This is a genomic window from Actinacidiphila cocklensis, assembly GCF_907177275.1.
Classification (GTDB): domain Bacteria; phylum Actinomycetota; class Actinomycetes; order Streptomycetales; family Streptomycetaceae; genus Actinacidiphila; species Actinacidiphila cocklensis.
In genome coordinates this window covers 63822-87012 of sequence record NZ_CAJSLV010000061.1, presented here as the reverse complement: position 1 = coordinate 87012, position 23191 = coordinate 63822, and the positions used below count along the sequence as shown (strand labels likewise).

At 72.4% G+C, this 23191-nt stretch carries 22 protein-coding genes; 15 read left to right on the top strand and 7 right to left on the bottom strand.

The features are described 5' to 3' along the window. Positions 1–24 precede the first annotated feature (24 nt). The 5 genes from lspA (at position 25) to NFU81_RS21855 (ending at position 4729) form a co-directional block, all read left to right on the top strand. Positions 25–609, top strand: coding sequence for a signal peptidase II (gene lspA / locus NFU81_RS21875; protein WP_422665247.1), 585 nt, complete (start codon positions 25–27; stop codon positions 607–609). A gap of 361 nt (positions 610–970) precedes the next feature. Beyond that, positions 971–1912, top strand: a complete 942-nt coding sequence (locus NFU81_RS21870; protein ID WP_251492465.1) for an RluA family pseudouridine synthase — start codon at positions 971–973, stop codon at positions 1910–1912. A gap of 50 nt (positions 1913–1962) precedes the next feature. Then, positions 1963–2376, top strand: coding sequence for a GNAT family N-acetyltransferase (locus NFU81_RS21865; RefSeq protein ID WP_251492508.1), 414 nt, complete (start codon positions 1963–1965; stop codon positions 2374–2376). A gap of 97 nt (positions 2377–2473) precedes the next feature. After that, the gene (locus tag NFU81_RS21860) at positions 2474–4063 is read left to right on the top strand and encodes a Na+/H+ antiporter (RefSeq protein ID WP_251492464.1); all 1590 of its coding nucleotides are present in this window, start codon (positions 2474–2476) and stop codon (positions 4061–4063) included. 63 nt (positions 4064–4126) lie between these two features. Then, positions 4127–4729: a dienelactone hydrolase family protein gene (locus tag NFU81_RS21855; RefSeq protein WP_251492462.1), complete on the top strand. Its 603-nt coding sequence runs from the start codon at positions 4127–4129 to the stop codon at positions 4727–4729. A gap of 28 nt (positions 4730–4757) precedes the next feature. Here NFU81_RS21855 and NFU81_RS21850 read toward each other — a convergent pair whose 3' ends face one another. The 3 genes from NFU81_RS21850 to NFU81_RS21840 all read right to left on the bottom strand — a co-directional run bounded on the left by NFU81_RS21850 (position 4758) and on the right by NFU81_RS21840 (position 7746). After that, positions 4758–5561 (bottom strand): thioredoxin domain-containing protein, encoded by an 804-nt coding sequence (locus NFU81_RS21850; RefSeq protein ID WP_251492460.1) that lies wholly within the window; start codon positions 5559–5561, stop codon positions 4758–4760. 69 nt (positions 5562–5630) lie between these two features. Then, positions 5631–6326, bottom strand: a complete 696-nt coding sequence (locus tag NFU81_RS21845) for a hypothetical protein (protein WP_251492457.1) — start codon at positions 6324–6326, stop codon at positions 5631–5633. A gap of 103 nt (positions 6327–6429) precedes the next feature. Further along, positions 6430–7746 (bottom strand): DUF2252 domain-containing protein, encoded by a 1317-nt coding sequence (locus NFU81_RS21840; RefSeq protein ID WP_251492455.1) that lies wholly within the window; start codon positions 7744–7746, stop codon positions 6430–6432. Between the two features lie 165 nt (positions 7747–7911). Between NFU81_RS21840 and dnaE the strand changes: the two genes are divergently transcribed. Then, a complete protein-coding gene (gene dnaE, locus NFU81_RS21835) occupies positions 7912–11466 on the top strand; it encodes a DNA polymerase III subunit alpha (RefSeq protein WP_251492453.1) in 3555 nt (1184 codons plus the stop codon). A gap of 84 nt (positions 11467–11550) precedes the next feature. Here the strand turns inward: dnaE and NFU81_RS21830 are convergent, their stop codons facing one another. After that, the gene (locus tag NFU81_RS21830) at positions 11551–11727 is read right to left on the bottom strand and encodes a hypothetical protein (protein ID WP_251492451.1); all 177 of its coding nucleotides are present in this window, start codon (positions 11725–11727) and stop codon (positions 11551–11553) included. A gap of 273 nt (positions 11728–12000) precedes the next feature. Between NFU81_RS21830 and NFU81_RS21825 the strand changes: the two genes are divergently transcribed. The 4 genes from NFU81_RS21825 (at position 12001) to NFU81_RS21810 (ending at position 15955) form a co-directional block, all read left to right on the top strand. Then, on the top strand, positions 12001–13251 hold the full coding sequence (locus NFU81_RS21825) for an NYN domain-containing protein (protein ID WP_251492449.1): 1251 nt from the start codon (positions 12001–12003) through the stop codon (positions 13249–13251). Between the two features lie 103 nt (positions 13252–13354). After that, positions 13355–14407, top strand: a complete 1053-nt coding sequence (locus NFU81_RS21820; RefSeq protein ID WP_251492447.1) for an ABC transporter ATP-binding protein — start codon at positions 13355–13357, stop codon at positions 14405–14407. 74 nt (positions 14408–14481) lie between these two features. Next, a complete protein-coding gene (locus NFU81_RS21815; protein ID WP_251492506.1) occupies positions 14482–15222 on the top strand; it encodes an ABC transporter permease in 741 nt (246 codons plus the stop codon). A gap of 34 nt (positions 15223–15256) precedes the next feature. Beyond that, positions 15257–15955, top strand: coding sequence for an ABC transporter permease (locus NFU81_RS21810; RefSeq protein ID WP_251492445.1), 699 nt, complete (start codon positions 15257–15259; stop codon positions 15953–15955). A gap of 73 nt (positions 15956–16028) precedes the next feature. Here NFU81_RS21810 and ybaK read toward each other — a convergent pair whose 3' ends face one another. The 3 genes from ybaK to NFU81_RS21795 form a co-directional block, all read right to left on the bottom strand. Further along, on the bottom strand, positions 16029–16568 hold the full coding sequence (gene ybaK, locus NFU81_RS21805) for a Cys-tRNA(Pro) deacylase (RefSeq protein WP_251492443.1): 540 nt from the start codon (positions 16566–16568) through the stop codon (positions 16029–16031). 1 nt (position 16569) lies between these two features. Next, on the bottom strand, positions 16570–17298 hold the full coding sequence (locus NFU81_RS21800) for an LON peptidase substrate-binding domain-containing protein (protein ID WP_251492504.1): 729 nt from the start codon (positions 17296–17298) through the stop codon (positions 16570–16572). A gap of 226 nt (positions 17299–17524) precedes the next feature. Beyond that, entirely contained in the window at positions 17525–19075 is a 1551-nt protein-coding gene (locus NFU81_RS21795; RefSeq protein WP_251492502.1) for an oxidoreductase, read from the bottom strand. Between the two features lie 172 nt (positions 19076–19247). Between NFU81_RS21795 and hisD the strand changes: the two genes are divergently transcribed. From hisD to hisH, 5 genes are all read left to right on the top strand, one after another. Continuing rightward, positions 19248–20564, top strand: coding sequence for a histidinol dehydrogenase (hisD, locus tag NFU81_RS21790; RefSeq protein WP_251492441.1), 1317 nt, complete (start codon positions 19248–19250; stop codon positions 20562–20564). Beyond that, a complete protein-coding gene (locus NFU81_RS21785; protein ID WP_251492438.1) occupies positions 20561–21682 on the top strand; it encodes a histidinol-phosphate transaminase in 1122 nt (373 codons plus the stop codon). The genes hisD and NFU81_RS21785 overlap by 4 nt, the downstream gene beginning before the upstream one ends. Then, complete coding sequence (hisB, locus tag NFU81_RS21780; protein ID WP_251492437.1) at positions 21679–22272, top strand: imidazoleglycerol-phosphate dehydratase HisB; 594 nt, start codon at positions 21679–21681, stop codon at positions 22270–22272. Before NFU81_RS21785 ends, hisB begins: the two co-directional genes overlap by 4 nt. Before the next feature lie 112 nt (positions 22273–22384). Then, positions 22385–22537, top strand: coding sequence for a hypothetical protein (locus tag NFU81_RS21775; RefSeq protein ID WP_205044214.1), 153 nt, complete (start codon positions 22385–22387; stop codon positions 22535–22537). Positions 22538–22546: 9 nt separating this feature from the next. After that, positions 22547–23185, top strand: coding sequence for an imidazole glycerol phosphate synthase subunit HisH (gene hisH / locus NFU81_RS21770; RefSeq protein ID WP_251492435.1), 639 nt, complete (start codon positions 22547–22549; stop codon positions 23183–23185). Positions 23186–23191 lie beyond the last annotated feature (6 nt).

Genomic DNA, 23191 nt, shown 5'->3' with positions numbered 1-23191 from the left:
ACGGGCTGAGGGCTGAGGGACCACGTGACGGAAGCGGAGCGCATCATCATCACGCCGGACGACGACACTCCGGGCGGAACCGAGGAGTCCGTGTCCGGCAGCTCCGAGCATCCGGCCGCGGTACGCCGGCGGCGCATCACCGTGCTGATCGGGGTCGCGGCCTTCGCGTACCTGCTCGACCTGCTGTCGAAGATCTGGGTCGTCACCAGCCTGGAGAACCACGCGCCGATCAGTGTCCTCGGCCACTACCTGCGCTTCGACGCGATCAGGAACGCGGGGGCGGCCTTCGGCCTGGGCCAGGGCATGACGATCGTCTTCACGCTGATCGCGGCCGGCGTGATCGTGGTGATCGCCCGGCTGTCCCGCCGCCTGTACAGCGTGCCGTGGGCCATCGCGCTCGGCCTGCTGCTCGGCGGCGCCTTCGGCAACCTCACCGACCGCGTCTTCCGCGCGCCCGGCGGCTTCCAGGGCCGCGTCGTGGACTTCATCGCCCCGGCCCACTTCGCGGTCTTCAACCTCGCCGACTCCGCGATCACCTGCGGTGGCGTGCTGATCGTCCTCCTCTCCTTCCGCGGCATCGACCCCGACGGCACCCGCCACCGCGACTGATCCCCGCGCTTCCGCCGGCAGCGGTGGCCGGGCGGTTCCCCTTCCCCGGGGCGGCGCCCTTCCGCCGGCCGCGGTGCTGTGCGGTTCCCCTTCGGCAATGGGTGCCCACCAGGGGCGCGGGGAACTGCGCGACCAGCCCCCACCGGCCGGTGGTCCGTCGTCGACAGCAACTGCCCCTTCGGGCCGGTGACGACCCGCGCCCCGGTGGTGGGCCGGTCGCGCGGTTCCCCGCGCCCCTGACAAAGCACCGCCTTACGCAGAGGCACCCCCAAGGCACCGCGGCCCGCGGAAGGCTCCCCTGCCAAGGGGGGCGGGACCCGGGCGGGTCGGGGGGGACGGACGGGTCCGGCATACTCGTCTGGTGAGTACCGTTCCGGAAATCCGCTCCTTGCCCGTACCCGACGGCCTGGAAGGCGAAAGAGTCGACGCGGCCCTGGCCCGTATGTTCGGCTTCTCCCGTACCAAGGCCGCGGAATTGGCCGCCGGGGGGAAGGTGTCGCTCGACGGGTCGGTCGCGGGCAAGTCGGAGCGGGTGCACGGCGGGGCGTGGCTCGAGGTCGAGATGCCCGCGGCGGCGGCCCCGATACAGATCGTCGCCGAGCCCGTCGAGGGCATGGAGATCGTGCACGACGACGACGACGTCGTGGTCATCATGAAGCCGGTCGGTGTCGCCGCCCACCCGAGCCCCGGCTGGACCGGCACCACCGTGATCGGCGGCCTGGCAGCGGCGGGCTACCGCATCTCCACCTCGGGCGCCGCCGAGCGCCAGGGCATCGTGCACCGGCTCGACGTGGGCACGTCGGGCCTGATGGTGGTCGCCAAGTCGGAGCGCGCCTACACCCGGCTCAAGCAGCAGTTCCGCGACCGGGTGGTGGACAAGCGCTACCACGCCCTGGTCCAGGGGCACCCGGACCCGATGAGCGGCACGATCGACGCCCCCATCGGCCGGCACCCCACCCATGACTACAAGTGGGCCGTCACCGCGGACGGCAAGCCCTCGGTGACGCACTACGACCTCATCGAGGCCTTCCGCTCCGCGAGCCTGCTGGACATCAAGCTGGAGACCGGCCGCACCCACCAGATCCGGGTGCACATGTCCGCGCACCGCCACCCGTGCGTCGGCGACCTCACCTACGGCGCCGACCCGGTGATGGCCAAGCGGCTCGGCCTGACCCGGCAGTGGCTGCACGCCAAGCGGCTGGGCTTCGAGCACCCGGCGGACGGCGAGTGGGTGGAGTTCGAGAGCGACTACCCCGACGACCTCCGGCACGCGCTGGACACCGTACGGGCCGACAGCCGGTGACCGCCCTGAAGCCCGCGGTGCGGGTGGTCGCGGCCGACGACGCGGAGGCCATGGCGGCGGTGCACGCGATCCGGCACGAGGTCTTCGTGGTGGAGCAGAACGTGCCGGCCGAGCTGGAGTGGGACGGCAAGGACGCCAGGGCCGTGCACGCGCTGGCCCCGGACGCCGGCACCGGGCGGCTGCTGCTGGGCGCGGACGCGGCGGCCAAGAACGGCGGCGACCCGGATCTGGCGGTACTGGGCAGGCTCGCCGTGGTCAGGTCCGCCCGCGGTACGGGCCTGGGCGCCCTGCTGGTGCGCGCCCTGGAGGACGAGGCCGCACGGCTCGGCCTGGCGGGCGTCTACCTGGAGGCCCAGGTCCACGCCATCGGCTTCTACCGCAAGCTCGGCTACGCCGCGTTCGGCCCCGAGTTCCAGGACGCCGGCATCGCCCACCGCGCGATGCGCCGCACCTGGCGGCCGTAAGGGCCTGGTACGCGGGCCGCCGCCGTGCGGGATCGCGCGCCGCCCGGTGCGGCGCGGCCCGGCGGCCGCGGCGGCACCGCGTGGCACGCTGACGGGCGTGGATCAGCTCGCCCTGTTCTTCTCGCTCATGCTCGCGGCCGTGGTGATGGTGCCGCTCGGGGACCGTACGGGCCTGCCGTCGCCGGTGCTGATGACACTGCTCGGCGGGGTGCTCGCGCTGATCCCGCAGGTCCCGAACGTACGGATCGACCCGGACCTGATCCTGCCGCTGGTACTGCCGCCGCTGCTGTACGCGGCGGTGCAGCGCACCTCCTGGCGGCAGTTCGCGGCCAACCGGAGGGCGATCTTCCTGCTCGCGGTGGCGCTGGTCTTCGTCACCACCGCGGCCGTCGCCGCGGTGGTGGACGCCGTGGTGCCCGGCATCACCCTTGCCGCGGCCTTCACGCTGGGCGCCCTGGTGGCGCCGCCCGACCCGGTGGCGGCGACCGCGGTGGCCGGGGCGCTCGGGCTGCCGCGCCGGATGATCTCCATCCTGGAGGGCGAGGGGCTGTTCAACGACGTCACCGCGATCGTGCTCTACCACGTGGCGGTGGCCGCGGCCGTCTCCGGGCACTTCTCGCCGTCGCACGCGGTGCTCGAACTGGTGCTGTCGGCGGTGGTGGCGGTCGTCGTCGGCCTGGCGCTCGGCTGGGGCGCCAACAAGCTGATGGGGGTGGTCGGCGACCCGACGCTGCAGGTCGGCCTGTCCCTGCTGGTGCCCTTCGCGTCCTACGCCCTCGCCGAGGAGTTCTCCGGGTCCGGTGTCCTGGCGGTCCTCACCAGCGCCCTCTTCCTGGCCGAGCACGCCTTCGCCGCGGACGACGTGACCGCCCGGCTGGCCGGCACCACCTTCTGGGAGATCGTCGACACCCTCGTCACCGGGATCGCCTTCGGGCTGATCGGCCTCGAACTGCACCACGTCTTCAGCGTCGGCGCGGGCAACTGGGGGCCGATGACCCGGCATGCGGCGCTCGTGGTGGTCGTGGTGGTCGGGGTGCGGCTGCTCTACCTGCTGCCGGCCGCCTGGATCGCCAGGAAGATGCACAAGCTGCGGGACATGGACGAGGACATCCCGATGACCTGGCAGGAGACCGTGATCATGTGGTGGTCGGGGATGCGCGGGGTGGCCTCGGTCGCGCTGGCGCTGGCCATCCCGCTGGAGACCGACCATGACGGCCCCTTCCCCGCCCGCGCCGAACTGCTCTTCATCGCCTTCGCCGTGGTGCTGGCCACCCTGGTCGTGCAGGGCCTCACGCTGCCGTGGCTGGTCCGGCGGCTCGGGGTGAGCAGCGACATCGACGCCGAGCACGCCCTGGAGCACGACCTCGCGGTGCGCGCGATGGCCGCGGCCCGCGCCAGGCTCAGGGTGATCGAGCGCAGCGAGCCCATCGACGAGGACCTGTCGGAGCTGCTGCACCGTACGGCCTTCGACATGGGCGCCCGGATCTCGCCGGACATCGTGGACGAGGAGCGGCGCGAGTCGCACGCCCGCCGGGTCAAGCGGGTCAAGTCGCTGCGCCGCATCCAGGACGACATGCTGTCCGCCGCGCGCCACGAGGTGCTGGCCGCCCGCAGCGAGCCGGGCAACGACCCGGAGGTCGTCGACCGGGTGCTGCGCCACCTCGACCTGCGCTCGATGCGCGGCTGACCGCCGCCGGGGGAGGCCGGCCGCCGACCCGGCGACCACGGACTGTCACAGCGGCCTGGCACCATGGGACACGCAAGCGAAGGACCCGAGGGAGACGCCGTGACGATCGTCCTGTTCCACTCCATGTACGGCCTGCGGCCCGCGGTGCATGCCGCCGCCGACCGGCTGCGGGCCGCAGGGCACGAGGTGCACGTGCCCGACCTGTACGACGGGCGTACCACCACCGACGCGGAGGAGGGGATGCGCATCAAGGACGAGATCGGCAAGGACGAGCTGCTGCGCCGCGCGGTCACCGCGGCGGCCCCGCTGTCCGACCGGGGCCTGGTCTACGCCGGGTTCTCGCTCGGCGGCTCGGTCGCGCAGAACCTGGCGCTCGGCGACGAGCGGTGCCGCGGTCTGCTGCTCCTGCACGGCACCTCGGACATCGCCGACGACGCGGCCACCGACATCCCCGTGCAACTCCATGTCGCCGACCCCGACCCGTTCGAGCCGGACGACTGGCTGAACGCCTGGTATCTGCGGATGCGCAAGGCGGGTGCCGACGTGGAGGTGCACCGCTACCGCGGGGCCGGGCACCTCTACACCGACCCCGAACTGCCCGACTACGACGCCGAGGCCGCCGAGCGCACCTGGGCGATCGCGCTGGACTTCCTCCGGGAGCTGTAGGCCCGCCGGAGGAAGCCGCGCGTGCCGGCTACTTCTTCAGCTGCGCCGCGATGCCCGACACGACCTGGTCGGAGGCCACCCCGTTGACCTCGACGGCGGTGCCGTTGACCAGGACGTACGGGGTGCCCTTGGCCGCCGCGGGGTCCTTGTTGTAGGCGGCGGTCATCACCAGCGCCCACTTGTCGTAGGTGCCCTTCTTCACCGCGTCGGAGAACTTGGCGTTGCCCTTGAGCGCCGGGACGCTCTGCGCGATGGAGATCAGCTTGTCGGCGCTCTTGTACGAGTCGGACGTCTCGTCCGGGTGGTTGGCCTTGGCGTAGAGGGCCTTGTGGTACTCCTCGAAGGCCTCGACGGACACGTTGAGGGCGGCGCCCATGGCGCTGAGCGCCTTCTTCGAGCCCTGCCCGTTGTCCTTGTCGTCGATGAAGGTGCCGAAGGTGTAGTTGATCTGGTACTTCCCGTCCTTGGCGCCCTGCAGCACCGCGTCGCCCGCGGTCTGCTCGTAGGCCGCGCAGTACGGGCAGCGGGGGTCCTCGAACTCGTGGACGACGTTCTTGTTGCTCGCGTCGCCGATGACGATCGTGGTGCCGTCGGTGCCGGAGGTGTTGGCCGGCTTGACCAGCGTGTTCTTGGCGGCCTCTGACCAGTAGCTGGGCTTGTTCATCTCGTTGACGGCGAAGGCCACGCCGCCGGCTATCGCCAGCAGGGCGACGACGCCGCCGCCGACCAGCAGCTGCCGGCGGACCTTGGCCTTCTTCGCGTCCTTCTCGCGCTGGATGCGCAGGCGCTCGCGGGCGGCTTCCTTGCTGGCCTTGCTGTTGCGGTTGCTCATGACGGATCTCCGTGAGTACGCGTGGTGAGTGGGGGTGGTGCCGGTCCTGCGGTCAGGCGCTGACTGACGTCAGGCGCTGACCAGGACGGGCGGACCACGGCGTACGACGGCGTGGTGCAGCCAGCGGGTGGTCGGACCGCCCGCGACGGGGCCGCGGGCGGCGGGCCGCACCCGGTGCGGCACCGCGGTGAGCACGCTGCGGATGGCGGCAGCGGCGAACAGCAGCGGGCGGAAGGCGGCGACCGAGACCGCCCGTACGACCTGCTGCAGGGCCGCCTCGCCGCGGCGCAGCCACCAGGCGGCCAGCAGGCCCACGGACACGTGCACGGCGAGCAGCAGCCACGGCAGGGCGCTCGACTGCATCTCGGCGGCCGCCTGGGCGCCGCCCGGGACCGCGGCCAGCGGGGTCTCGGGGGCCGGGCCGACATGGCCCGTGTGGCACAGGAAGGCCTCGTTGAACGACCGCCACGGCCCGGTCACCGGACCGCCGAAGGCGCCGTAGCAGGCCTGCTGGCCGGTGGTCAGCAGGGTGTCCACGGCCAGTTCGAGCGGCACCATCAGACCGGCCAGCGTACGGAAGCCGCACTCGGGGCGGGCGGTGGCCAGGTAGGCCAGGCCGAAGACCGCGGCGAAGGCCCCGGCGACCGCGGGCAGCGGCAGCGGGGCCTTGGCCATCAGGACGTGCGAGGTGGAGGAGAGCGTGACGCACAGCGCGGCGAAGAGGGCAGCACGCAGTGCCCTCAGCCGCGGACGTATCTCCTCCATGGCGACAGAGTGTGCCACGGGTACCTGTGTGTGTGACCTAAGAGCGGGCAACAGATGTGGTACGCGGGGCGGCGGGGGTCTCCCGCCGCACCCTTCCGGGCCGCTACAGCCCCGGTATGCGCCCGTTGCGGAAGAGGTCCACGAAGATCCGGTGGTCCGCGCGGACCCGGTCGCCGTAGGAGTGGGCGAAGTCCACCAGCATCGGTGCGAAGCCGTCCTCGTCGGCGCCGATCGCCTCGTCGATGGCGTCCTCGGTGGAGAACGGCACCAGCGAGTGGCCGCTCTCGTCGTCCGCCGCGGCGTGCATTGTCGCGGTGGCCCGGCCCAGGTCGGCCACCACCGCCTCGATCTGTGCGGGGTCGTCCAGGTCCGACCAGTCCAGGTCCACCGCGTAGGGCGACACCTCGGCGACCAGCTGCCCCGCGCCGGCCAGCTCGGTCCAGCCCAGCCAGGGGTCGGCGTGCGCCTGCAGCGCCCGCTGGGAGACGACCGTGCGCTGCCCTTCGTGCAGGAAGTACTCGCGCACCGCGGGGTCGGTGATGTGCCGGGACACCGCGGGGGTCTGCCCCTGCTTCATGTAGATGACGACGTCGTTCTCCAGCGCGTCGCTGGTGCCCTCCAGCAGCAGGTTGTACGACGGCAGGCCCGCGCTGCCGATGCCGACCCCGCGGCGGCCCACCACGTCCTTGACCCGCAGGCTGTCGGGCCGCACCCGGCTGGCCTCGGGCAGCGTCTCCAGATACGACGCGAAGGCGGTCAGCACCGCCCCGCGGGTGGCCGCGTCCAGCGGTACGGCGCCGCCGCCCTCGGTGAAGCGGCGGTCGTGGTCGCGCACCGCGGTCATCGAGTCGAGCAGCCCCACCCGGGTGCGGGTGCGGGCGCTGCGCAGGGCGTCGAGGAGCGGCCCCTGCGCGGTGTCCAGGGTCAGCTGCGGCACCGCCTCGCCCTTGGCCAGCAGCCGGACGCGCTCGCGGTAGGCGGCCGCGTAGACCGTCACCAGGCGGCTGATCACGTCGTCGCCGAGCGCCTTGACGTAGCCCAGCAGCGCCACCGAGGCGGCGAAGCGCTTGAGGTCCCAGGTGAAGGGGCCGACGAAGGCCTCGTCGAAGTCGTTGACGTTGAAGACCAGCCGGCCGTTGGACGCCAGGTAGGTGCCGAAGTTCTCGGCGTGCAGGTCCCCGTGGATCCACACCCGGCCGGTGCGCGGCGTCACGTAGCGGCCCTCGTGCTGCTCGCCGTCCAGGTCGGCGTAGAACAGGCACGCGGTGCCCCGGTAGAAGGCGAAGGCCGAGGCGGCCATCTTGCGGAACTTCACCCGGAAGGCCGCCGGGTCGGCGGCCAGCAGCTCGCCGAAAGCGCTGTCGAAGACGGAGAGGATGTGCTCCCCGCGCGGGCCGTCGCCCGTCGTGATGTCTGCCACGACAGGGGGGACGACGCGCGGTGCCCGGATGGTTGCCTGCCGCGGCCGGGTCCGCCCGGCGCGCCGCCGGGTTGCGGCCCGCGCTGTCGTACCCGGGTCGTAGACTTCCCGACGCCGCCAGACAACCCGTTCCGATGGCCCGTTCTCGCCGGAGGTGTCGCCGCCTTGACCGATCAGCCCTTCACTCACCTGCACGTCCACACCCAGTACTCGCTGCTGGACGGAGCGGCGCGACTGAAGGACATGTTCAAGGCGTGCAACGAGATGGAGATGAGCCATGTGGCCATCACCGACCACGGCAACCTGCACGGGGCCTACGACTTCTTCCACCAGGCCCAGGCCGCCGGTGTGACCCCGGTCATGGGCATCGAGGCGTATCTGGCGCCCGAGTCGCGGCGGTACAACAAGCCGGTCAAGTGGGGCGCCCCGCACCAGAAGGGCGACGACGTCTCCGGCGCGGGCGCGTACACCCACATGACCATCTGGGCGCGCAACCAGGTCGGGCTGCACAACCTCTTCCGCGCCCAGTCCCGCGCGTCCTTCGAGGGCTACTTCCGCAAGCCCCGGATGGACCGCGAACTGCTCAGCGAGTACGCCGAGGGCCTGATGGGCACCACCGGCTGCCCCTCGGGCGAGGTCTCCACCCGGATCAGGCTGGGGCAGATGGACGAGGCGATCAAGGCCGCGTCCGAGTACCAGGACATCTTCGGCAAGGAGAACTTCTTCGTCGAGATCATGGACCACGGCATCGACATCGACCGCAGGGCCAGGGACGGCCTGATGGAGATCTCGAAGAAGCTCAACGCGCCGTTCGTGGTCACCAACGACTCGCACTACACCTACGCGCAGGAGTCGTCCGCGCACGACACCCTGCTGTGCATCCAGACCGGCTCGAACATGACGGACCCGGGCCGGTTCAAGTTCGACGGCTCCGGCTACTACCTGAAGTCCGCGGCCGAGATGTACGCGATCGACTCCTCCGACGCCTGGCAGGAGGGCTGCCGCAACAGCCAGCTGCTGATCGCCGACCGGGTCGACACCGAGGGCATGTTCAAGTTCCGGAACCTCATGCCCAAGTTCGACGTGCCCGAGGGCTACACGGAGGTCACCTGGTTCCGCGAGGAGGTCGCCCGCGGCATGGGCAGGCGCTTCCCCGGCGGCATCCCCGAGGACCGGCAGAAGCTCGCGGACTACGAGATGGACACCATCGTCCAGATGGGCTTCCCCGGGTACTTCCTGGTGGTCGCCGACTTCATCATGTGGGCGAAGAACAACGGCATCGCGGTCGGCCCCGGCCGCGGCTCCGCAGCCGGCTCGATCGTCGCGTACGCGATGGGCATCACCGACCTCGACCCGGTCCCGCACGGCCTGATCTTCGAGCGGTTCCTGAACCCCGAGCGCATCTCCATGCCCGACGTCGACATCGACTTCGACGAGCGCAGGCGCGGCGAGGTCATCCGGTACGTGACGGAGAAGTACGGCTCCGACAAGGTCGCCCAGATCGCCACCTACGGCACCATCAAGGCCAAGGCCGCGATCAAGGACTCGGCCCGGGTGCTGGGGTACCCGTTCTCGATGGGCGACCGGATCACCAAGGCGATGCCCGCCGACGTCCTCGGCAAGGGCATCCCGCTGTCCGGCATCACCGACAAGGACCACCCCCGCTACAGCGAGGCGGGCGAGGTCCGGGCGATGTACGAGAACGAGCCGGACGTCACCAAGGTGATCAACTCGGCGAAGGGCATCGAGGGCCTGGTCCGGCAGATGGGCGTGCACGCGGCCGGCGTGATCATGTCCGCCGAGCCGCTGATCGACCACGTGCCGATCTTCTCGCCGAAGAACGACGGCGCGGTCGTGACGCAGTGGGACTACCCGAGCTGCGAGTCGCTCGGCCTGCTCAAGATGGACTTCCTGGGCCTGCGCAACCTGACGATCATGGATGACGCGGTCAAGTCGATCAAGGCCAACAAGGGCATCGACATCGACCTGCTCTCGCTGCCGCTGGACGACCCCAACACCTACGCCCTGCTGGGCCGCGGCGACACCCTGGGCGTCTTCCAGTTCGACGGCGGCCCCATGCGCGCCCTGCTGCGGATGATGAAACCGGACAACTTCGAGGACATCTCCGCCGTCTCGGCCCTCTACCGGCCCGGCCCGATGGGCATGAACTCGCACATCAACTACGCGCTGCGCAAGAACAAGCAGCAGGAGATCACCCCGATCCACAAGGAGCTGGAGGAACCGCTCCGCGAGGTCCTGGAGGTCACCTACGGCCTCATCGTCTACCAGGAGCAGGTGCAGAAGGCCGCCCAGGTGCTGGCCGGCTACTCGCTGGGCCAGGCCGACCTGCTGCGCCGGGCGATGGGCAAGAAGAAGAAGGAGGTCCTGGACAAGGAGTTCATCCCCTTCCAGGCCGGCATGCGCGAGCGCGGCTACTCCGACCAGGCCATCCAGGCGGTCTGGGACGTGCTGGTGCCCTTCGCGGGATACGCCTTCAACAAGGCGCACTCCGCCGCGTACGGCCTGGTGTCGTACTGGACCGCGTATCTCAAGGCGAACTACCCGGCCGAGTACATGGCGGGCCTGCTGACGTCGGTCAAGGACGACAAGGACAAGATGGCGCTCTACCTCAACGAGTGCCGCCGGATGGGCATCAAGGTGCTGCCGCCGGACGTGAACGAGTCCAACGCCAACTTCACCCCGCGCGGCGACGACACGATCGTCTTCGGCCTCACCGCGGTCCGCAACGTCGGGCAGAACGTGGTCGAGTCCGTGGTCAGGTGCCGCAAGTCCAAGGGCCGCTACGGGAGCTTCCCCGACTTCCTGGACAAGGTCGAGGTGGTGGTCTGCAACAAGCGCACCGTCGAGTCGCTGATCAAGGCCGGCGCCTTCGACACCATGAAGCACACCAGGCGCGGCCTGACCGAGCACTTCGAGTCGATGATCGACAACGTGGTGCAGGTCAAGCGCAAGGAGGCCGAGGGGCAGTTCGACCTCTTCGGCGGCATGGGCGAGGAGGACGCGGACGACGGTCCCGCCTTCGGCATGGACGTGGTCTTCTCCGACATCGAGTGGGACAAGACGTATCTGCTCGCCCAGGAGCGCGAGATGCTCGGCCTGTACGTGTCCGACCACCCGCTGTTCGGGATCGAGCACATCCTCAACGACAAGACCGACGCCGCCATCGCCGCGCTGGCCGGCGACTACCAGGACGGTGCGATCGTCACCATCGGCGGCATCATCTCCGGGCTGCAGCGCAAGATGACCAAGCAGGGCAACGCCTGGGCGATCGCCACCGTCGAGGACCTGGCCGGCACGGTGGACTGCATGTTCTTCCCCGCGACCTACCAGCTGGTGTCCACCCAACTGATGGAGGACGCGGTGGTCTTCGTCAAGGGGCGGCTCGACAAGCGCGAGGACATCCCGCGGCTGGTCGCCATGGAGCTGATGGTCCCCGACCTGACCGACGTCGGCACCAACGCGCCGGTGAGCATCTCCATCCCGACGGTCAAGGTCACCCCGCCGCTGGTGGCCAGGCTCGGCGAGGTGCTGGCCAGCCACAAGGGCAACACCGAGGTGCGGGTGCGGTTGCAGGGCGTGCGGTCCACCACGGTGCTGCGGCTGGACCGGCACCGGGTGACCGCCGATCCCTCGCTGTTCGGCGACCTCAAGGCGCTGCTGGGTCCCGCCTGCCTGGGCGCGGGCCAGCAGGCGGGCTGACGCCAACCGGCCAAACCAGCGCGGGGGCGCCCCCGAAGGGGCACCCCCGCTCATGCCTGCCGCCCAACGGCAGGTCCGGCACGTTCAGTTGTGGCCGAACCGCTTCTGCTGCTTGCGCGGCACCTGCGTGGCCGCGGGCATCGAGCGCTCTTCCGCCTGGTGGCTGCGCTCCTGCTCCTGGGCCTCCGTGGCGGAGTTGCGCTGCTGGTCCTGGTGCTGCTCGGGCCGGCGGTTCGGGTTCTGGTTCCGGTTCTTAGCCACTGTCGTGCCTTCCTGATGAGGGGATGACGGCCGAAGGGCCTGCCACGCAGCGGGCTTGGTGCCCCCGCGGGCCTCGTGGCCGAGCGGCCGCCATCAGATTTGCACGGGAGTACGAAGCGCGCATTTCGGGCAGTTGACGGGGCAGGTGTGACTGAAATGGCACGACCGCCACGCCGAAGATCGCGTTCCAGCTCATAACGCCCCCGCATTCGGGCAGACTCGGGGGAGCCTGAGGGGATTCAGGACCCAGGGGGCGACCGGAAGAGGTGCGATATGGACCGCTGCGTCGTCCTGGTGGACGCCGGATACCTACTGGGCGCAGCAGCAAGTCTTCTTGCCGGTGAGCCGTCTCGTTCCCGGATTGTCGTGGATCATGCCGCCGTCGTGGCTGGCCTGCGGGAAAGGGCGGAACGCGAGACCGGCCAGCCGCTGCTGCGCATCTACTGGTTCGACGGCGCACCCGACCGCGTTCCGCAACCCGAACACCGCAGGCTGCGGGTGATGCCCCGGGTGACCGTGCGGCTCGGCGCGCTCACCCGTACGGACGGCCGGTGGGCGCAGAAGGGCGTCGACGCCGCCATGCACGCCGAGCTGTCGGAACTCGCCCGCAACCGGGCCTGCTCCGACATCGTCCTGGTCACCGGTGACGGCGATCTGCTGCCCGGCATGATGTCCGCCAAGGAGCACGGCGTCGCCGTCCACCTGTGGGCCGTACAGGCCGCCGACGGCGACTACAACCAGTCGGAGGACCTGGTCGCCGAGGCCGACGAGCGCCGGGTGTTGGACCGGGAGTGGATCACCGCCGCGATCAGGTCGCGGGACGGGGTCTGCCCTCCGGTGAACACCTCCCGGCCCGACCTCGGCCCGGAGATCGTCGCGATCCTGGCCGCACCGCTCCCGGAGTCCGCCGCCGGGACGCGCACCCAGGAGCCGCACCCCGCACACCCGCCGCACACCCCGCACCCCGAGCAGAACGGCACGACGCCGGCCGCCGAGCCCGCCGAACCGGCCGGTGGCGGCAAGGGCGTACCCACCCCCAAGGACCTGGCCGGCCTCGGCAAGCCGCACCCCGCCCCGCCGGCCGCCGGGCACCCGGCGCCCAACGCCACCCTGCGCTGGTCGTCCGACAAGAACTGGACCGACCGGGGCGCCGGCGGCCCCGACGTGCCCGACACCAGCGGCCTGCCCACCCTGGCCCAGCTGACCACCGCCGAGCAGCGCTGGGCCGACCGGGAGGCCGACATCACCGCCGTCAGCGGCGACCCGTACGAGGTCGGCCAGGTCTTCGCCCGCCGCTTCACCGCCCGCCTCACCGACTCCGCACAGCTCCAGCAGCTGTCCACGCACTACCCCCGGGTCCCGCACCGGATCGACGGCGAGCTGCTGCGGTACGCCGCCCGTTTCGGCCTGCTCGCCCACAAGGACGACCAGATCGACGAGCACGACCGGTACGCGATCAGGGCCGGATTCTGGCGCGAGGTCGACGCGCGTACCGGTACCGACCACAACCAGAACGGCGACTGATCGCGCGGACCGGCCCCGGGAGCGCCTCCCGGGGCGATTCCGCGCTGCCGCGCACAACCCCCGTTGCGGCACGATCCGTCCGCGCCGCGTAGGCTCGATCCTCGTGAATACGGGCACGGAGGACAAGGCGCCCCCGGGGGTCGCCGAGGCCCGCGACACGGTGTGCACCGTCCGCGGTCTGATCAGGACGTACCCGGCCGGTTCCGGCGTGCGCGGCAGGGGCCTGCGCCGCCGCGGCCCCGCCGCCGAGCCCGCGGCCGTACGGGCGAGCGACGGCATCGACCTCGATGTGGCGCGCGGCGAGATGTTCGGCATCCTCGGCCCCAACGGCGCCGGCAAGACCACGCTGGTACGCCAGCTCACCGGCCTGCTGCGGCCCGACGCGGGCACCATCGACCTGCTCGGCCACGACCTCGTACGCCACCCCGACCGGGCCGCCCGGCTGATCGGCTACCTCGGCCAGGAGTCCACCGCGCTGGACGAGCTGACCGTGTCGCTGGCCGCCGAGACCACCGGGCGGCTGCGCGGCCTGGACGCGGCCGCCGCCCGCGCCGCCGCGGACGCCGTCCTGGACGAGCTCGAACTCGGCACGATCGCGTCCCGCCCGATCAAGCGGCTCTCCGGCGGCCAGCGCCGGCTGGCCTGTTTCGCCGCCACCCTGGTGGGGGAACGGCCGATCCTCGTACTCGACGAGCCCACCACCGGCATGGACCCGGTCGCCCGCCGGGCGGTGTGGGCCGCACTCGGCCGCCGCAGGGCGGAGAACGGTGCCACGGTGCTGCTGGTCACCCACAACGTCATCGAGGCCGAGACCGTGCTCGACCGGGTCGCCGTGCTCGACCACGGCCGGGTCATCGCCTGCGACACCCCCGCCGGGCTGCGCGCCCTGGTCGCCGACGAGGTGCGCCTGGACCTGGTGTGGCGCACCGACCCGCCGCTGGACCTGCCGGAGATCGCCGCACTCCAGCCGCTGGCCGACATCTCGGGCCGCCGCTGGACCCTGCGCCTCCCGCACGACCGCGCCCGCACCACCGTCGCCTCGCTGACCGCGGGACCCGGCTACGCGGCCCTGGACGACTTCACCCTCGCCACCCCCAGCCTCGAAGACGTCTACCTGGCCCTGGGCGGCCGCGCGAAAGGCCTGGTGAAGGCGTGACCACGCAGATCCGGGTGGCCGACCCGCACCCCGCCGCCGTGGCGGCCCCCGCGCCGCTGGCGCCCCGCGCACGGATGGGGTCCGCGTTCGCGGCCGTCTACCGCGCCCAGCTCTCCCGCGCCCGGGTGGCGCGGATCCCGCTGCTGTTCGTGGCCACCTTCCAGTCCATCGGGATCATGGTCATGATGCGCGGGGTCGTCGAGGCGGGCGACGGCGAGGCCGCACGGGCCGTCGTCGCCGGCTCCAGCGTCCTCGTGGTCGCCTTCGTGGCCCTCAACCTGCTCGCGCAGTACTTCGGCCAGCTACGGGCCTCAGGCGGCCTCGACCACTACGCCACCCTGCCGGTGCCGCCCGCCGCCGTCGTGCTGGGCGCCGCGGGCGCGTACGCGTCCTTCACGGTGCCGGGCACCCTGCTCACCGCGCTCGTCGGCTGCGTGCTCTTCCACCTCACGCTGACCACCCTGTGGGTGCTCGCCGTGGTGATCCCGCTGGCCGGCGCCGCCCTGTCCGGGCTCGGGGCCGCCCTCGGGCTGCTCGCGCCCCGGCAGGAGATCGCCACGCTCTTCGGCCAGCTCGGCATGTCCGCGGCCCTGCTGCTCGGCGTGCTGCCCGCCTCGCACCTGCCCGCGCCCGTCGGCTGGGTCCGCGACCTGCTGCCGTCCACCTACGGCGTCGAGGCCTTCGCCCGCACGCTGGGCGGCAGCTCCGGCACCGACTGGGCCGCGGTCGCCGGCGACCTGTCGGTGTGCGCCGCGGTCGGCGTGGCCTCGCTGGCCGTCGCCACCTGGGCCTACCGCAGGGCTGCCTGCCGGTGAGGCGTCCCACAGCCGGACCTGGCACGATGGGCAGGTGACCGCTCCCCTGACTCCCCACGACCACTCGTCGCACCTGCCGCCCTACCCGGGATCCGGCGGGTCCGGCCCAGGCAAGGGCGAGGACCGTACGAAGGCGGTGCTCTCCGAGGCCCGCAGGGGCGCGCTGGTCGCGCTGCTGGTCACGGTCTGCGGGATCGCGCTCGGCCTGCTGTGGCTGTGGCTGTCGCCCCGGGTGCCGCTGGTCTCCGACGGCAAGGCGGTCTACCTCAAGGACACCGAGGGCGAGGAGGCCATCGGCGGCGACGGCACCTTCGCGCTCATCGCGGCCGGCCTCGGCATCCTCACCGCCGCCGCGGTCTTCTGGCGCTACCGGCGCGGCGGGGTCGGCGTCGTCCTCGGGCTCGCGGCGGGCGGCGTGCTGGCCTCGGTCGTCGGCTGGCGGCTCGGCATCTGGCTCGGCCCCGACACCGACATCGTGGCGCACGCCACCGCCGTCGGCCCGAAGGTCGTCTTCGACGCCCCGCTGGAGCTGCGGGCCAAGTCCGCGCTGGTCGCCTGGTCGGTCGCGGCGATGGTCGTGCACCTGGTGCTGACGTCCGCGTTCGGCCCGCGGGAGCCGGAGGACGACGGGAAGGGCGTGCCGCCCGAGGCGTACTGGACGCCCGCGGCACCGCCGCCCGCCCCGCCTGCCTCGCCCGACTCGCCTCCGGACGAGCCGCCGTCGAAGGAGTAGGCCCTCGGCGCTTCGCCTGGGGGTTGTTGCCACCCGGCGCTTGGTCTGGGGGTGCCGCCGTGTGTCGCTTCGCTCAGGCGCGGGCGATCGGCGCGGAGACCGCCGAGGTCAGTGCGCGGAGGTCGGCCGGCGCCAGCTCCACTTCGAGCCCGCGCCTGCCCGCCGAGACGAAGACCGTCTCGAAGCCCTCGGCCGAGCTGTCCAGGACCGTCGGGAGCGCCTTGCGCTGGCCCAGCGGCGAGATCCCGCCGAGCACGTAGCCGCTGCTGCGCTCGGCCGCCGCCGGGTCCGCCATCGCGGCCCGCTTGCCGCCCGCCGCGGCGGCCAGCGCCTTGAGGTCCAGCGACCCCGCGACGGGGACGACCGCGACGGTCAGCGCCCCGTCGACGTCGGCGACCAGCGTCTTGAACACGCGCTCAGGACTCGTCCCGAGCGCTTTCGCGGCCTCCTCGCCGTACGACAGGCCGCGAGCGAAGCGAGATGGGGGTACCCCCAGGCCCTGCTCTGGGGGAGGGTCGTGCGTGTAGGAGTGCACGGTGAAGGGCACGCCCGCCTTCTCCAGCGCGACGGTCGCGGGGGTTCCGCCGGCGCCGCCGGCCCGCTTCTTGGCCACGTCAGTTCGCGCTGATCGGCTGGCTGGTCAGATCGACCGCGGGCAGCGACGGCAGCTTCTCGATGACCGCCGTCTCGCGGCGCAGCAGCCGCAGCTCCGCGGCCAGCCGGGACGCGCTGTCCGGTTCCTCCAGCAGCGCCTGCTTCACCGGGGTCTCGGCGATCAGCGCGGCCGCCACCAGATACGACAGCACGGTCGGGTCGTCGGGGAACTCCTGGCCCGGCGCCAGGGTGCGCTCCCGTGCCCCCGCCAGCCGCTTCTGGTACGTGCCGAACACCCGGGTCACCTGGGAGGCCAGCGCGCCCGCGCCCGCGCCACCGCCCGGGTCCTCCGGGACCTCCTCGATCTCCGCGGTCAGATACGTGCCGCTGACGTCCAGCGACAGCAGCTTGAAGCGGAGCAGGCCGGTGGCGACGAGTTCGTAGCTGCCGTCGTCGCGGGCGGCGATGCCCGTCGCGTCGGCGATGCAGCCGACGCCGTGCAGGGCGGCGAGCGGGTCGTCGCCCAGGCCCGCGGCCGCGCCGTCGGCCCGGCCGTCCTGGCCCGTCGGGGCGACCTCCTGGCCGTTCTTGATCGCGACCACGCCGAACCGCCGCGGGGCGTCCTCCGGGAGGGCGAGCAGATCCGCTACCAGGGCGCGGTAGCGCTCTTCGAAGACGTTCAGCGGGAGCACGAGGCCGGGGAAGAGGGTGGCACCCAAGGGGAAGAGCGGAATCCGATCGGTCACAATGAGCCAGCGTACGGCCTCCGGCCGGGGCTGAGGCGGCTTCCCCCGGGCTGCCCCGCCCGCCCGTCCCGGGACCTTCCCCCGGTGAGTGGCTTGTCGCGCAGTTCCCCGCGCCCCTTCCGTGATCGCCGCTTGCCGCGGCGTTGCCGCCTTCCCGCCGTCGTGGCTGAGCGCGCAGCCACGACGGCGGGGACGGTCCAGGGGCGGCAGGACGGGGCAGCCCGGGGGATCACGAACCCCGGCGGAGGAGGCGGCTGGCGCCGGCGGCCGCGGTGGTGGCGAGCATCCAGCCGAGGAGGGTGAGGAGGGACGCCACCCATTGCGCGAGGCCGGACTCGCGCCACGCGTTGTCCTGGCCCAGGTCGATGACCGGGAGCAGCAGGTCCAGGGCGTAGAGCGCCGGGCTCCAGTGCGGCCGGTAGCCGCCCGCGTCCGCCGCCGGGGGCGAGTGGTGGAGGGCGAAGTACGCGGCGCCCAGCGCCCACAGCACCGCCATCCAGACCGCGGCCCGGCCGGGGCGGTAGCCGTAGCCGACGGTGATGTCCTGGAGCCAGCCCCACACCCGCCCGGCGGGCGTCAGCGTCTCCCGGCGCCGCCGCTGCCGCGCGAGCAGCACCTCGCGGGCCGCCGCGTCCTCACCGGCGGCCCGCAGCGCCGCCGCCAGCCGCTCGTACGGCTCCGGCCGGAACTCCGGGGTCGCCGCCTGCAGCCAGGCCAGCCGGTCGCGCAGCGGGAACTCGGCGAGCGGGGTGAGGTTGTCGTAGCCGAAACCGGTCATCCTCAGCCGTCCGGCCGAAGGCCACGCCCCCCGCGCGTCGGTGAGCTTGCCCACCCTCGCCCCGGACAGCACCACCACCCCGTCCGGCGCCCGCGGCACCGTGAAGCACAGCTCGGGCGTCTGGATGCGGCGCAGCGACACCTGCTGGTCGCCGTCCAGCAGGAAGCGCGCCCGGCTGATGATCACCGCGTTGCCGAACCGCCCGTCGTCGAGCCGCAGCCCGCCGTGGCAGGTGAACTCCCGCACGGTGACGTCCTCCGGCGGTGGCGCCGACCCGCTGCCGGCGGCCATCGCGTTCCACCCGCCGGACAGGTACAGCGTGTGCTCGACGGCGATACGGGCCGCGTTGAGCGCCTGCCGGCCGCCGGGGTTGCGCAGGGTGGCGCCGCGCAGGCTGAGCCGGCCGCCTATCCGGGCGCTGCGCAGGCTGAACTCCCCGGTGACGTCGATGAGTTCGGCGTCCACGTCCTGGCCGACGGTCAGCCCGTCCGCGGCGAAGGCCCGGCCGGCGCTGCCGCGCAGCACGGTGATCTGGTTCAGCAGCAGGTCGGTGCCTATCTGCGCGTCGGCCAGCCGGACGCCCCCGGTGACCAGGCACTGCGGCAGGTGCAGGTCGCCGCTGACCTGGACCCTGGCCGCGTCGATCCTCGGCATCCGGCAGCGCACCATCCGCATGCTGCCGATCCGGCACTCCTGCAGCATCAGCGGGTCGTCGAAGCGGCAGTCGTCCAGCTGGACGTACGGCGTGACCGTGCCGCCCGCGAGCATCAGCCGCCCGGTGATCCGCACCCCGGCGAGCTTCAGCGCCGTCACACGCCCGGGCACCGCGGCCGGCCCGTCGAGCAGCAGCTCGGCGACGGCCTGGGCGCGTACCGTGCGCTCCGCACCCCACTCGGGGCCGGTCGGGGGTACCCCCATGCGAAGCCATGGGGGAGGGTCGTCCCGGTCGGCGTGTCCGGTGCGCAGATCGCACGTGCGGCCCTCCCTGAAGGCCTGCCACATGCGCTGTTCCACCGGTGTCCAGCCCTGCGGCGGTGCCCCGCCGGACGCCTCGGCCACCCGATTCCCCTCCCCGTCGTCGCGCCGGACACCGTAGCGGTTCGGGGCGACAGCGGCGTATCACGGAGTGGAACCTGGGAACGTCCCGCATGCCCGGGTCTCTACACTTGGCAGCGTGATCTCCCGAATCGATCTGCGTGGCGCCGCCTTCCCCGAGGGCGGTATCGACCGCGACCTGCTGCCCCGTGCCGACTTCGACGTGGAGGCCGCCCTGGAGGCAGTGCGGCCGATCTGCGAGGACGTCCGCCATCGTGGCTCGGCGGCGGTGCTCGACCACGGGGAGCGCTTCGACGGGGTGCGCCCCGCCTCGCTGCGGGTACCGGCGGAGGCGCTGCGGACAGCGCTGGCCGGGCTCGACCCCGCGGTCAGGGCCGCCCTGGAGGAGTCGGTGCGGCGGGCCAGGATCGTGCACCGCGAGCAGCGCCGTACCGACGTCACCACGCAGGTGGTGCCGGGCGGCACGGTCACCGAGCGCTGGGTGCCGGTCGACCGGGTCGGGCTGTACGTGCCCGGCGGTCTGGCCGCCTACGCGTCCTCCGTGGTGATGAACGTGGTGCCGGCCCAGGAAGCCGGCGTCGAGGGCATCGCGGTGGCCTCGCCCGCGCAGAAGGAGTTCGGCGGCCTGCCCGCGCCGGCCATCCTCGCCGCGTGCGAGCTGCTCGGCGTGACCGAGGTCTACGCGGCCGGCGGCTCCCAGGCGATCGCGATGTTCGCGTACGGCACCGAGGACTGCCGCCCGGTCAGCCTGGTCACCGGCCCCGGCAACATCTACGTCGCCGCCGCCAAGCGGCTGCTCAAGGGCCGGATCGGCATCGACGCCGAGGCGGGACCCACCGAGATCGCGATCCTCGCCGACGACTCCGCCGACCCCGCGTTCGTCGCCGCCGACCTGATCAGCCAGGCCGAGCACGACCCGCTGGCCGCCGCGGTGCTGGTCACCACCTCACCCGGGCTGGCCGACGCGGTCGACAAGGAGCTGGACGTCCAGGTCGCCGCCGCGAAGCACCGCGAGCGGATCACCGCCGCGCTGTCCGGCCGGCAGTCCGCGACCGTGCTCGTCGACACCCTCGACCAGGGCCTGGAGGTGGTGGACTCCTACGCGGCCGAGCACCTGGAGATCCAGACCGCGGACGCCGCCGCGGTCGCCGCCCGGGTGCGCAACGCCGGTGCGGTCTTCGTCGGCGCGCACGCCCCGGTCTCGCTCGGCGACTACTGCGCCGGGTCCAACCACGTGCTGCCCACCGGCGGCTGCGCCTGCCACTCCTCGGGCCTGTCCGTGCAGTCCTTCCTGCGCGGCATCCACGTCGTCGACTACTCCCGCGACGCGCTCGCCGAGGTCGCCGCCCACGTGGTGACCCTCGCCAACGCCGAGGACCTGCCCGCGCACGGCGAGGCGGTACGGGTCAGGTTCGGCGGGGGTGAGCCGGCGTGACCCGCATCGACGACCTGCCCATCAGGGACGAGCTGCGCGGCCAGTCCCCGTACGGCGCCCCGCAGCTGGACGTGCCGGTGCGGCTGAACACCAACGAGAACCCGTACCCGCTGCCCGAGCCGCTGGTCGCCAGGATCGCCGAGCGGGTCGCCGAGGCCGCCCGCGGCCTGAACCGCTACCCCGACCGCGACGCCGTCGACCTGCGCACCGCGCTCGCGGCGTATCTGACCAGGACCGCCGGCCACCCGGTCGGCCTGGCCCAGGTGTGGGCGGCGAACGGCTCCAACGAGGTCATCCAGCAGCTGCTGCAGACCTTCGGCGGCCCCGGCCGCAACGCGATCGGCTTCGAGCCGTCGTACTCGATGCACGCGCTGATCTCCCGCGGCACCGGCACCGGCTGGATCTCCGGGCCGCGCAACGCCGACTTCACCATCGACGTGGCCGCTGCCGTACGGGAGATCGCCGAACGCCGCCCCGAGGTGGTCTTCGTCTGCTCGCCCAACAACCCGACCGGCACCGCGGTGGCCGCCGAGACCGTCCTGGCGCTGTACGAGGCCGCGCAGGCCGCCCGCCCGTCGCTGGTCGTGGTGGACGAGGCCTACGGCGAGTTCTCGCACCAGCCGTCGCTGCTGCCGCTCATCGAGGGCCGGCCCAACCTGGTGCTGACCCGCACCATGTCCAAGGCGTTCGGCGCGGCCGGGCTGCGGCTCGGCTACCTGGCCGCCGACCCCGCGGTGGTCGACGCCGTGCAGATCGTCCGGCTGCCCTACCACCTGTCTGCGGTCACCCAGGCGACCGCGCTGGCCGCGCTGGAGTTCACCGACACGCTGCTCGGCTACGTCGACCAGCTCAAGTCCGAGCGGGACCGGCTGGTCCGCGAGCTGCGCGCCACCGGCTACGAGGTGGTCGACTCCGACGGCAACTTCGTGCAGTTCGGCCGGTTCGCCGACAGCCACACCGCCTGGGAGGCGGTGCTCGCCCACGGCGTGCTGGTACGGGACAACGGTGTGCCCGGCTGGCTGCGGGTCTCGGTCGGCACCCCCACGGAGAACGACGCTTTCCTCGACGCGGCGCGAGCCGTCTTCAAAGAGCACAGCACTACTGAGGAGCAGGTATGACCCGCGTGGGCCGCGTCGAGCGCACCACCAAGGAGACCTCGGTGGTCGTCGAGATCGACCTCGACGGCACCGGGCAGGTGTCGGTGTCCACCGGCGTCGGCTTCTACGACCACATGCTCGACCAGCTCGGCAGGCACGGGCTGTTCGACCTGTCGGTGAAGACCGAGGGCGACCTCCACATCGACACGCACCACACCATCGAGGACACCGCGCTCGCCCTGGGCGCGGCCTTCAAGCAGGCGCTCGGCGACAAGGTCGGCATCTACCGCTTCGGCAACTGCACGGTCCCGCTGGACGAGTCGCTCGCCCAGGTCACCGTGGACCTCTCGGGCCGCCCCTACCTGGTGCACACCGAGCCCGAGCAGATGGCGCCGATGATCGGCTCGTACGACACCACGATGACCCGGCACATCCTGGAGTCCTTCGTCGCCCAGGCCCAGATCGCCCTGCACGTGCACGTGCCCTACGGGCGCAACGCGCACCACATCGTGGAGTGCCAGTTCAAGGCCCTCGCCCGGGCACTGCGTTACGCCAGCGAGCGCGACCCGCGCGCCGCGGGAATTCTGCCGTCGACGAAGGGCGCGCTGTGAGCGACGCACGTAAGGCCACTCGGCCGCAGCCAGGACCCGGCGCGAGCTGTCGCCGCGCGGGCGGAGAAGGGGGCACCGCCCATGCGGCAGCTCTGGGGAACGGAATGATGCTGTGAACAAGGGATCGACCCTCTTCATCCTGCTGGGGCTGTTCCTGGCGGGCGGGGTGTACTCGTTCTGGCAGCAGAAGCAGTCCAGGAGCCTGATCGCACTGCTGGCCATCGGATCGGCGATGTCGCTGGTCGCCGGCCTGCTCAACCTGTAGGGACGACTCGTGACGACGAAGAGCGTGGTCGTGCTCGACTACGGGTTCGGCAACGTCAGGTCGGCGGAGCGCGCCCTCGCGCACGTCGGCGCGGACGTCGAGATCACCGCCGACTTCGACCGGGCGATGGAGGCCGACGGCCTGCTGGTGCCCGGCGTCGGCGCGTTCGCCGCGTGCATGGCCGGGCTCAAGGCGGTGCGCGGCGACTGGATCGTCGGGCGCCGGCTGGCCGGCGGCCGGCCGGTGATGGGCATCTGCGTCGGCATGCAGATCCTCTTCGCCCGCGGCATCGAGCACGGCGTGGAGACCGAGGGCCTCGACGAGTGGCCCGGCACCGTGGAACCGCTGCAGGCCCCCGTCGTCCCGCACATGGGCTGGAACACGGTCAAGGCCGCGGCCGGCTCCCGGCTGTTCGAGGGCACCGACGAGGACGCCCGCTTCTACTTCGTGCACTCCTACGCGGTCCGCAGCTGGGACCTTCAGACGCAGAGCGAGCGCATCGCCGGCCCGAAGGTCAGCTGGACCACCCACGGCGAGCCGTTCGTGGCCGCGGTGGAGAACGGCCCGCTGTGGGCCACCCAGTTCCACCCGGAGAAGTCGGGCGAGGCCGGCGCCCTGCTGCTCGCCAACTGGCTCCACACCCTCTGACCCGCC

Bases quoted from the DNA above. Each gene is read 5' to 3' on its own strand.
- NFU81_RS21865 (WP_251492508.1), top strand. From the start codon at position 1,963: ATGGCGGCGGTGCACGCGATCCGGCACGAGGTCTTCGTGGTGGAGCAG.
- NFU81_RS21855 (WP_251492462.1), top strand. From the start codon at position 4,127: ATGGGACACGCAAGCGAAGGACCCGAGGGAGACGCCGTGACGATCGTC.
- NFU81_RS21850 (WP_251492460.1), bottom strand. From the start codon at position 5,561: ATGAGCAACCGCAACAGCAAGGCCAGCAAGGAAGCCGCCCGCGAGCGC.
- NFU81_RS21845 (WP_251492457.1), bottom strand. From the start codon at position 6,326: ATGGAGGAGATACGTCCGCGGCTGAGGGCACTGCGTGCTGCCCTCTTC.
- NFU81_RS21825 (WP_251492449.1), top strand. From the start codon at position 12,001: ATGGACCGCTGCGTCGTCCTGGTGGACGCCGGATACCTACTGGGCGCA.
- NFU81_RS21815 (WP_251492506.1), top strand. From the start codon at position 14,482: ATGGGGTCCGCGTTCGCGGCCGTCTACCGCGCCCAGCTCTCCCGCGCC.
- NFU81_RS21795 (WP_251492502.1), bottom strand. From the start codon at position 19,075: ATGTGGCAGGCCTTCAGGGAGGGCCGCACGTGCGATCTGCGCACCGGA.
- hisB (WP_251492437.1), top strand. From the start codon at position 21,679: ATGACCCGCGTGGGCCGCGTCGAGCGCACCACCAAGGAGACCTCGGTG.